This is a genomic window from Roseateles sp., assembly GCF_039929605.1.
In the GTDB taxonomy this organism is placed as follows: domain Bacteria; phylum Pseudomonadota; class Gammaproteobacteria; order Burkholderiales; family Burkholderiaceae_C; genus Pelomonas.
In genome coordinates this window covers 20,390-30,002 of the sequence record NZ_JBDSQX010000112.1, presented here as the reverse complement: position 1 = coordinate 30,002, position 9,613 = coordinate 20,390, and the positions used below count along the sequence as shown (strand labels likewise).

Here is a 9,613-nt window from a genome sequence, read left to right as displayed (position 1 = left end):
TGGCGTGGATTGAGTTTGAATCAAACTCCCGCCTGCCCTGCGAACCAGTCAATTTGAACGGCTTTGCGGCCTCATGACGCGTCAAGCCGTTCAACCTAGATGCCGATCCTATTGGGCGTGTTTGCCGGTAAGCGGTCAATGAAGTACGCCCCTTGCCGCCGCCGCGGCGGCATAGGCATCACTCAGTTGGCAGCCAGATCGATCCGCCAGGGCAGCAAGGCCGCATAGTCGTCGGCGGTCCTGGCGTTCGGCAACGCGACGAACAGTGACCGCAGATAGCGGTAGTCGTCGATGCTGTTGACCTTGCAGGTCTGCAGCAGCGAGTACAGGTTGGCACTCGCATTGGCGCCCGCCACCGTGTCGGCGAACAGCCAGTTGCGCCGGCCCACGCAGAACGGCCGGGTCGCGTTCTCCTGGACTTTGTTGTCGATGCTGTGCCGACCGTCCTCGACGTAGCGCTTGAGCTTGCTCCACTGCGAGGCCAGTAGCTGGACGTGGCCGCCTACCTCGGCCACTGGTCGGGCTTTGCGCGCGTGCAGGCCTGGGTGTTCTTCCACTGGATGCTGCCGCTGTTGGTGCGCCTGCTGGGCCACGTGCCTGGGCGGGTGCTCGGCCTGGGGGCGCACGCCGAGCTTCTCGTTCGGCGATGACAGTCTGGCGCGCGAGCGGTCATCTCACCACTTCGGCGGCGCCGTGCACTTGTGGAGCATCACGGACGATCATCTCTTCGGCCCTGCGGCCGCAGTAGATGCGTTGGCCGGGCACTTCAGCGCCGCGCCATGTCGTCGCGCCGACCGACGTGGGCGTGAAGAAGATCGAGCACATCGGCCCGTTTCGGCGCGATCTGGGCGTGCGGCTGTGGCCCACGTTGCTGGCGCCCATCGAGGCGTCCACGCCACGGTTGGCGGCGCGCCTCCCCGCGGTCTGACGGCCGAGCGCCGCGCAGTCACGCGCGCGTCATGACGGGCGGGCAGCATCCCGCCATGCCGACGCCGCAAGATACCGCTGCCGCCGACACGCCTACGCTGTCGGTACGCACCGTCTGGATCTCCGACCTGCACCTGGGCACGCCCGGCTGCCAAGCCAAGGCCCTGCTCGACTTCCTGCGCGACGTCGAATGCGAGACGCTCTACCTCGTCGGCGACATCATCGACGGCTGGCAGTTGCGCCGCAGTTGGTACTGGCCGCAGGCGCACAACGACGTCGTGCAGAAGTTGCTGCGCAAGGCGCGCAAGGGCACGCACGTCATCTTCATTCCCGGCAACCACGACGAGTTCGCGCGCAAATACCTAACGCACAACTTCGGCGGTGTCGATGTGATGGAAGAGGCCATGCACGTGACGGCGGACGGCAAGCGGCTGTGGGTCACGCACGGCGACCTGTACGACGGCGTCATCCAGTGCGCGCGCTGGCTGGCCATCATGGGCGACCTGGCCTATGAGTTCACGCTCAAGGTCAACCGCTGGTTCAACCGCATTCGCGCCAAGTGCGGGCTGCCGTACTGGAGCCTGTCGCGCTACCTGAAGCACAAGGTGAAGCGCGCGGTCAGCTACATCAACGAGTTCGAGAACGCGGTGGCACGCGAGGCCCGCAAGCGCGGCGCGCATGGCGTCGTCTGCGGTCACATCCACCACGCCGAAATCCGCGAGATCGACGGCATCCTGTACTGCAACGACGGCGACTGGGTGGAGAGCTTGACGGCGCTGGTGGAGCACCACGACGGGCGGCTGGAGATCATCGACCGGGGTGACCAAGCGGCGTTGCCGGGGATGTTGCCGGCCGCCGAGGCTGCACCGGCCGTGGCCCGGCCGCAGCAGGCGGTGCCGTTGCCCGAAGTGATCGGCTGACGCGCGGGCGCAGCGGCAGCGGCCCGCAGAATGCTGGCCATGTCTTCATTGATCGCGCACCTCGCCGCCGGAGTCACCGCTTACGCCTGCCGCAGCGCTCGCGAGCCGAGGCCTTTCGATGGCGGTCTGCTGGCTGCCTGCGCCGTACTGGCGGTGTTGCCGGACCTGGACTACCTCCTCTGGTGGACTGCAGGCATCCGCGTCGAGCCGCGGCTCACGCACAGCCTGGGCTTTGCGGCGGCGAGCGCGGTGCTGGCCTGGCTGGCGTTGCGACTGCGCTCTCCGGCCCGCGCGTACACCGCGCCAGGGGCTGCGGCGCTGAGCCTGCTGGCTGCGGCGCTGTCGCACGAGTTGCTGGACTTTCTCGTGGGCGTGCACGCGTCGCCGTGGCTCTGGCCGTTCACACGCGAAACCTTCGTGTCGCCCGTGGGCCTGCTGCCCAGCGCGGGGCGGCTGGATTTTGCGAACGTCTACCTGTGGCGCAATCTGCTCATCGAAATTGGCGTGTTGGGGCCGGCCCTGCTCGCGTTGTGCGCGATGCGCCGGCCCGCGTGGCGGCTGCCGCGCCCGGTTCAGTTCGCCCTGGCCATCACGGCGGGCATCTCGCTCAGTTGGTCGCTGTCGCTGCCGCGCTGACGCGTCAGGGCAAGCGCCGCAGCAGCGCCTGACCCGCGCGGATCTGGACGCCGGTGGCGATGCCCTCGGCCAGCTCGAAGCCGGGCGGCACGAAGACGATGATGGTCGAGCCGTGCTCGAACCAGCCCATCTCCTGGCCCTTCACGTGCGGCGCCTTGCACGGCATCTCATTCGCGCCCTTGCGGCCGATGTGCAGCAGCACGTCGAGGAAGTGCAAACGAATGCTGGCGACCAGGATGGCGGCGACGGGCACGAGGGCGATGGCGTGACCGCTTGAAAGCGTCATGCGCACGACGGCGCGTTCATTCAGACAGAACAAGCGCTCAACCCGCTTCAGTGCCACGGGGTTCACGTTCCAGGTGTCGCCGCTGAGGTAGGTGACGTGCTCGACCACGCCGTCGGCCGGAGCGTGGAAGCGGTGGTACATGGCGGACGTGAGCCGTAGCGTGACGAAGCGGCCACCCTCGAAGGCGCTCACGTCTTGCGTCGGGCCGAACAGCTCCTCGGTCGCATACGGGAAGCCCTTGGCCTGGTAGACCTGGCCACGTTCGACAACGCCGGTGGCGCCGACGATGGCGTCGCTCGGGCTGGCGAAGACATCGGGCCGGGCATCAAACACGCGCGCACCGGGCTTCAGCTCGCGGGTAAAGCAATCCTTCAGCGACCTGAAGCGCGTGTGCTTCGCCTCGCTCAGGTCCAGTGGCGTGAACAGGCGCCACGCGGCAATTGTCAGCCGCGTCAGCACCGGGCTGTCGATGCGAGAGAAGCGGCCCATCAACTTCGTCAGCGCGATGCGGGGCACGCGGTTGGTCAGCAGGAAGTTCAAGTCCTCCTGCGCCACGAGCCTCTTGAACCAGCCGGGTCGCGGCAGAGCGTTGTCGTTCATCCCGCCGCCCAGCGCGGGCGATGCTTCCTGGTTTTTTATCATCTAGAACTTCTGCCCCAACATCTCGCGGAACACGCTGCGGCGGATGGCCTTGGCAGTGAGCTCAGGCGCCGTCCACCACCAGCCGTCGGCACGCATCTCGTCGCAGGCGGCGATGAAGCGGTCTGCCACTTCAGCGAACTCGGCATCGCCATAGTTCAGGCTGAAGATGAAGCGCCCCGTGCCCACCCAGCTCAAGCCCAGGCCATGCTTGCGCAGGTAGAACTGCAGCATCCAGTGGTAGCGGCCGGGCTGGGTGTAGAGCACCGTCCAGATCGTCGACAGGTTGGCCACGCGCACCGGCGCGCCGGCCGATTGCAGCCGTGCGTTGAGCTGGGCCGCGCGGGCGTCCCAGCGGGCGTCCAGGCCGTCGTACAGCGCCGCCACCTCGGGGCGCTCGATGCGCTGGAGGAAGGCGTTCATCGCAGCCATCACGTAAGGGTGGGCGTTGAAGGTGCCGCGGGCGAAGCAGATGTCGGCGGGGCGGTCCTCGCGGTAGCGCTTCATCAGGTCGGCGCGGCCGCAGACGACGCCGATGGGCAGGCCGCCGCCCAGCGTCTTGCCGTAGGTGACCATGTCGGCCTTGACGCCGAAGTACTGCTGCGCGCCGCCCGGAGCGAGGCGGAAGCCGACGAACACCTCGTCGAAGATCAGCACGATGCCGCGCGCGGTGCAGACCTCGCGCAGCTTCCGCAGCCAGGCCGTGTAAGCCTCACGGTCATAGGCCGCACGGCGGCTGCCGTCGATGAGGCTGGAGTCGCCCGGCGCATTGACGTTGGGGTGCAGGGCCTGCAGCGGATTGACCAGCACGCAGGCGATGTCGCGCCGTGTGGCCAGCACCTTGAGCGAACGCTCGGCCATGTCCTGAAGCGTGAAGGTCTCGCGCGGCGGCAGCGGGTTGCCGGGGCCGGGCTGCACGTCCTCCCACCAGCCGTGGTACGCGCCGGCAAAGCGCACGAGGCGTTTCTTCTTGGTGTGATAACGCGCCAACCGCACGGCCTGCATGACGGCCTCGGTGCCGGACATGTGGAAGCTCACCTCGTCCTGGCCGGAGATGGCTTTCAGCCGCGTGAGGTTGTCCAGCACGCAGGGGTGGTAGGCGCCGAGCACGGGGCCGAGCTGCTGCGCGGTCGCGACGGCCTCGGCGATGCATTCCTTGTAGGCGTCGTAGCCGAGCACGTTGACGCCGTAGGAGCCGGTCAGGTCGTAGAAGCGGTTGCCGTCCAGGTCTTCCACCTGCACGCCGTCGCTGGCCTGCAGGAAGGCGCCCACGCGCAGGTGCTCGCGCAGCACCGGGCTGAACTGGAAGGGCACGCGGTAGCGGCCGGTGAAGCGCAGGTCGGAGATGGCCTCGCGCGCCTGTTCGGTGGCGGCCAGCGTCTTCGCGAATCGCGTGTCGAACTCCGCGCCCAGGCGGCGCAACGCGGCGCGGCGCTGGGCGGTGGTCTCGTCCGGTGCGCCGTCGACGTTGAAGAACTGCGCCTCGTCGTAGGCATAGCCCGGCACCCAGCGCGCCAGCCGCTTGGCCATCAGCGAATGGCCGGCCAGCGAGCGATGCTTGGCGCGCGAGAGCTCGATGCGCCGCTTGGCCGCCGGCAGCAGGGCGAGCAGGCCCAGCGCGAGCGCCGACAGGGTGAAGGTCTCGTCCATCGAGTCAGTGCGCCTGCTGGCCCACATGCTCCATCGGGTCGATCAATTGGCCGCGCAGCAGGTAGAGCGGCGCCTTCCAGTAAAGCAGCACGTCGTGGAAGGGGTCGGTGATGATCTTGAAGCCCCAGGCCAGACCCTGCATCAGGTTCTGCGTGATCCAGAGCTGCACGACGCGGAAGACGAGACCCGTCACGCCCAGGCAGAACCAGGCCATGCCCACGTCCTCGACATAACCGCGCAAGCCCACGGCGGGTTCGATGAGCCCGCCCAGCGACGGCGCCAGCCACAGCACGGCCGGCAACGCCACCCACACCGACATCAGCACGATCTTGCGGCGGATGTTGTAGCCGATCTTGATCTCTTCCTTGTGCTCGTCGGTGGCTTGGTTGACGTGGTCGTAGCCGCGCGGCTCGAAGAAGAAGTGACCCGCCTGGCGCGTCGTCATCGACACGCACCAGGCCAGCAACGCTGACCAGGCCGGGTTCACGAACAGCAGCGCATACGACACCAGGAAGCTCAGTGCGCTGATGAGGTGCAGGCTCTGGTTGATGCGGCTGTGGTGGTAGTAGCGGTGGTCGTCCCAGCGCTGCGTCTTCAGGGTTTGGAAAAATTCGTTCACGTCCCGTCCTTGTCGTTTGGGTGGATGGGGCGGGATGGTGGAGTGTTTGCGTGAAATCGCCGTGACGGTTGGACTGTCATCGTCCTGTTGCATGCGTTCGTGACCATTCGCGGCATGAATACGCACCACGCCGACGACATCCTGGTCGATGACCTCCCCGCGCCGCGCCACTCACGCCGGCTCGCGGTGGTGACGGAGACCTACCCGCCCGAGGTCAACGGCGTTGCCATGTCCATGGCTCGCGTCGTCGACGGCCTCAACCGCCGGAACCACGACGTGCAGCTCATCCGCCCGCGCCAGTCCGCGAAGCTGACGACGCCATCGAGCGGCAATCCGATGGTGGACGAGGTGCTCACCAAGGGCCTGCCGGTGCCGCTCTACCCCAACCTGCGCATGGGCGTGCCGAGCAAGCGGGCGCTGGTGAAGCTGTGGTCGCTGAAGCGGCCCGATGTCGTGCACATCGCCACCGAAGGGCCGCTCGGCTGGTCGGCGCTGCAGGCCGCGCAGCACCTGGCGCTGCCCGTCACGTCGGACTACCGCACCAACTTCCACGCCTACGGCAAGCACTACCGCCTGGGCCTGCTGAGCAAGCCCATCATGGGTTATCTGCGCAAGTTCCATAACCGCTGTGACGCGACGATGGTGCCCACCGAGGCCATGCGAGTGCTGCTGGCGGATCGCGGTTTCGAGCGCTTGAACGTCGTCGGCCGTGGGGTGGATGCGCAACGCTTCGACCCCGCACGGCGCAGCGCCGCGATGCGCGAGAGCTGGGGCGCGGAGCCCGACGACCTCGTGCTGGGCTATGTCGGCCGCCTGGCACCAGAGAAGAACCTCGGCGTCATGCTGGCCGCCTACGAGGCTGTGAAGCTCGTGCAGCCACGGGCGCGGCTGGTGTTCGTCGGCGATGGCCCGCAGCGGGCCGAACTCGCCGCGCGCGTGCCAGAGGCCATATTCGCCGGCCAGCGCAGCGGTGACGACCTGGCCGCGCACTACGCAGGGCTCGACATGTTTCTCTTCCCCAGCCTGACCGAGACCTTCGGCAACGTGACGACCGAGGCCATGGCCAGCGGCTGCGCGGTGATTGCGTTCGACAGCGCAGCCGCCGGCGAGTTGATCCGCAGCGGCGTGAACGGCTGGCTGGCCGGTGCGGGCAAGGAAGCCGACTTCGTGGCAGCGGCGCGCGTGGCCTCCTGCGATTCAATCGCGCGGCACGCGGTGGCCGAGGCGGCGCGCGCTACAGCACGCCGCCTCGACTGGGGCGATATCACGGCACGCTTCGAGACCGTGCTGGAGGGTGCGATTTCGCGAGGAGAGCCAGGGCAGGTCTGGACGAGGCTGCAACCCGCAGCGTGAACGAGCGCCGCTGCGGCGACTGCCGCGCGCGCTATCGTGGGCGGGGCGCCTTGGGCGGAGCTGGTGTCATTTCGCGAACGAAATTGTTGCCAGGCAAATCGCCAGGCCAACCAGGAAGCCGATAGCGCTCGCTCGTTTCAAGGCATTCCAGGCCGCTGGAAATCCAGTGTCCAGAATCGCGCGGCCCGGGTCTGCCGGGTCGACGGCGACTTGAACCGAAGCACCGACGGGAAAGCGCTTCAGCATCTGTTGAACGTCCTCCTCCGTGCCCGGAAACCGCAAGCCTTCCGTCTGCAGGTTCGACGTATGTTCAATGCCGGCGACCGAGTAGACGAATTCAAACTCCGCAAGGTTGGCCATGCCGTCGCCGCTCGACTCCTCGCGCACGAACGACTTCGTGATCCGGGCCCGCGCCTTGGGCCAGGCCTGCATTTGGCGATAGGTGCGAACTCGTCGGGCCGACTTGATGCTCAGCGGAATGGACCCGAGCAACAGGGCAACACCGAAGATTTGAAAAGCAGTCAGCATGGCGAATCCTGACACCTATCGAATGACATCAGAGGCTTGGCGCCGAAGTGTCAGACGCCCGGTTGAAGGCGCCGTGAAGAAGCACCCGACCGCTCGCTTCACGCAGCCCGATTTTCCGAGTCAGGGGAGACGTTTCCAAATACCCAATGGCCGCGGCCAACGCAGCAGGAAGGAGATGCCCGGCTGAACTTCGGACGAATCCGGAGTTGCGTACCAGAAGTTGGTCCGATTGCCGCAGTGACCGCACATGAATTGCTCGCACCTCGAAGGCCGCGACGAGGGCACACCCCACGGACCATCGGAGACGCCGCAATGCGGACACCTTGGGAAGTGCATGGGTCGAAGGTGAAAGACCCGATACAGCGGTGGAGCCGCCAAGAGGTACGCGAGAAAACCTGTCAGAAGAGCGACTGGTATTTCTTGCGAGGCAGAGCACATACAAAGCAGAGTAGGCGCGAGCGCGCCAGAGAGACCAAAGACGCCCATGCCAACGGCGAGATCCGGCATGTCCAATTTAACCAAGGTGCTCTCCTAAGAATCCCGGCGCTTCTGCGACGCTGAGAGACAGTGACCACGGCGGATGGTTCGATCATTGATATCGACCCCGCCGAAAATCTGTTCGCATCGCTGGAGTCTCGCTTGATCTGCAATCAACGGGAGATGTTTGGGCAAGGGTAGATGTTCTCTGAGCTATGGAGCCGGGCTCACGCGCCGACGCGTATCTACCCAGATCAGCCCGCCGATGGCGGCGGCTACAAGAACGCCAAGCCCGCTCAGCGTCACCCCAATCGCCACCCCCGCCGCCTCACACCCCGCATACGCCGCCAGCATCACCAGCACGCTCAGGTTCTCATTGAACCCTTGCACCGCAATCGACCGCCCCGCGCTCAGCAGCGCCGCGCCTCGGTGCTGAAGCAGCGCATTCAACGGCACCACCATCGCGCCGCCCACGGCGCCCACCAACGCGAGCACGACCGCCGCCGTGGCCACGTCGCTGACCTGCGCCACCACCGGCATCAGCAGCCCTAACGCCACGCCCGCCCACAACCCGTGCCGCGCCTGATGCAAGGCCAGCCACCGCCCCGCTGCCGCCGCTCCGCCGATGACGCCCACGGCGACAGCGGCCTGTAGATACGCCGCCTGGCTCAACGGCAACGACAGCGCCTCCCCAGCCCACCGCAGCACCGCGAACTGCAGCGTTGCGCCGACACCCCAGAACAGCGTCGTCGCCGCCAGCGACAGCCCGCCCTCCCGGTCGCGCCACAGCAGCCGGTTGGCCGCGCGGAACTCGCGCAGCAGGGCGGCCGGGTCGTGCGAGACGCTGCGCTGCCGCTGCCCGCTGTCCGGGATGCCTGCATTCAACAGGCTCGACACCGCGTAGATCACCAGCAGCGCGGCGAGTGAGCCGGTGAGCTTGTCGGCGGGCAGGTCGAAGCCGTCGCACCGCGCGGCCAGGCCCGACGCCAGCCACTGCGGGCTGACCAGCGCGCCGCCAAGCACGGCGCCCAGCAGCGCTGCGCTGACGACGCTGATCTCGATCCAGCCGTTGGCCTTCACCAGCGCCTGCGGTTCGGCCAGCTCGGTGATGAGGCCGTACTTGGCCGGTGCGTAGGCCGCAGCCCCCAGGCCGACGACGGCGAGCGCGGCGATCGGGTGCAGGCCGGCCGCCAGCAGCCCGAGGCCGGCGATCTTGACGACGTTCATGGCGGCCATCACGCGGCCCTTGGCGAAGGCGTCGGCCAGCGGGCCCACCCACGGCGCCAGCAGCACGTAGGCGGCCATGAAGCCAACCTTCAACAGCGGCGCCCACCAGCCGGGGTAGCCCTGGTCGATGAGCAGCGCGATGGCGACGATCAGCAGTGCGTTGTCGGCCAGCGCGGATGTGAACTGCGCGCCGATGACGATGCCAAAGCTCTGCGGCAGGCAGCCGCGGCGGCTGAGCGCAGCGGGCGGCGCGAGGTTGGGGGAGGCAATGGGCACGGCCGGTGCACTGTGCGTCGGCAGCATGAAATGCTGATGACTCGGCGCGATCCGCTGCGTTCGGGAACGCCAAAT

The 9,613-nt window shown here is 67.3% G+C and carries 11 protein-coding genes; 5 read left to right on the top strand and 6 right to left on the bottom strand.

All coding sequences use genetic code 11. From position 1 onward, the window contains the following. Positions 1-182: 182 nt before the first annotated feature. Positions 183-557, bottom strand: a complete 375-nt coding sequence (locus tag ABIS05_RS15495) for a transposase (protein WP_407074892.1) — start codon at positions 555-557, stop codon at positions 183-185. On the opposite strand from ABIS05_RS15495, the gene ABIS05_RS28240 reads away from it, so the two are divergent. From ABIS05_RS28240 to ABIS05_RS15480, 4 genes are all read left to right on the top strand, one after another. After that, a complete protein-coding gene (locus ABIS05_RS28240; RefSeq protein ID WP_407074893.1) occupies positions 495-650 on the top strand; it encodes a hypothetical protein in 156 nt (51 codons plus the stop codon). The genes ABIS05_RS15495 and ABIS05_RS28240 overlap by 63 nt on opposite strands. A gap of 98 nt (positions 651-748) precedes the next feature. Beyond that, positions 749-928: a hypothetical protein gene (locus tag ABIS05_RS15490; protein WP_348013560.1), complete on the top strand. Its 180-nt coding sequence runs from the start codon at positions 749-751 to the stop codon at positions 926-928. A 55-nt stretch (positions 929-983) separates the two neighbouring features. After that, positions 984-1,847 (top strand): UDP-2,3-diacylglucosamine diphosphatase, encoded by an 864-nt coding sequence (locus tag ABIS05_RS15485; protein WP_348013559.1) that lies wholly within the window; start codon positions 984-986, stop codon positions 1,845-1,847. Between the two features lie 39 nt (positions 1,848-1,886). Continuing rightward, positions 1,887-2,483, top strand: coding sequence for a metal-dependent hydrolase (locus ABIS05_RS15480; protein WP_348013558.1), 597 nt, complete (start codon positions 1,887-1,889; stop codon positions 2,481-2,483). Between the two features lie 4 nt (positions 2,484-2,487). Here ABIS05_RS15480 and asd read toward each other — a convergent pair whose 3' ends face one another. From asd to ABIS05_RS15465, 3 genes are read right to left on the bottom strand one after another with little or no spacing between them, the layout of a single operon-like run. Further along, the gene (gene asd / locus ABIS05_RS15475; protein ID WP_348063277.1) at positions 2,488-3,369 is read right to left on the bottom strand and encodes an archaetidylserine decarboxylase; all 882 of its coding nucleotides are present in this window, start codon (positions 3,367-3,369) and stop codon (positions 2,488-2,490) included. A 42-nt stretch (positions 3,370-3,411) separates the two neighbouring features. Continuing rightward, entirely contained in the window at positions 3,412-5,058 is a 1,647-nt protein-coding gene (locus ABIS05_RS15470; RefSeq protein ID WP_348013556.1) for an aminotransferase class III-fold pyridoxal phosphate-dependent enzyme, read from the bottom strand. 4 nt (positions 5,059-5,062) lie between these two features. Continuing rightward, positions 5,063-5,677: an Mpo1-like protein gene (locus tag ABIS05_RS15465; RefSeq protein WP_348013555.1), complete on the bottom strand. Its 615-nt coding sequence runs from the start codon at positions 5,675-5,677 to the stop codon at positions 5,063-5,065. Positions 5,678-5,791: 114 nt separating this feature from the next. Between ABIS05_RS15465 and ABIS05_RS15460 the strand changes: the two genes are divergently transcribed. Further along, the gene (locus tag ABIS05_RS15460) at positions 5,792-7,030 is read left to right on the top strand and encodes a glycosyltransferase family 1 protein (RefSeq protein WP_348013554.1); all 1,239 of its coding nucleotides are present in this window, start codon (positions 5,792-5,794) and stop codon (positions 7,028-7,030) included. Positions 7,031-7,096: 66 nt separating this feature from the next. Here the strand turns inward: ABIS05_RS15460 and ABIS05_RS15455 are convergent, their stop codons facing one another. Beyond that, entirely contained in the window at positions 7,097-7,558 is a 462-nt protein-coding gene (locus ABIS05_RS15455; protein ID WP_348013553.1) for a DUF3592 domain-containing protein, read from the bottom strand. A 690-nt stretch (positions 7,559-8,248) separates the two neighbouring features. After that, positions 8,249-9,565: a lysophospholipid transporter LplT gene (lplT, locus tag ABIS05_RS15450; protein WP_348013552.1), complete on the bottom strand. Its 1,317-nt coding sequence runs from the start codon at positions 9,563-9,565 to the stop codon at positions 8,249-8,251. Positions 9,566-9,613: the final 48 nt, after the last annotated feature.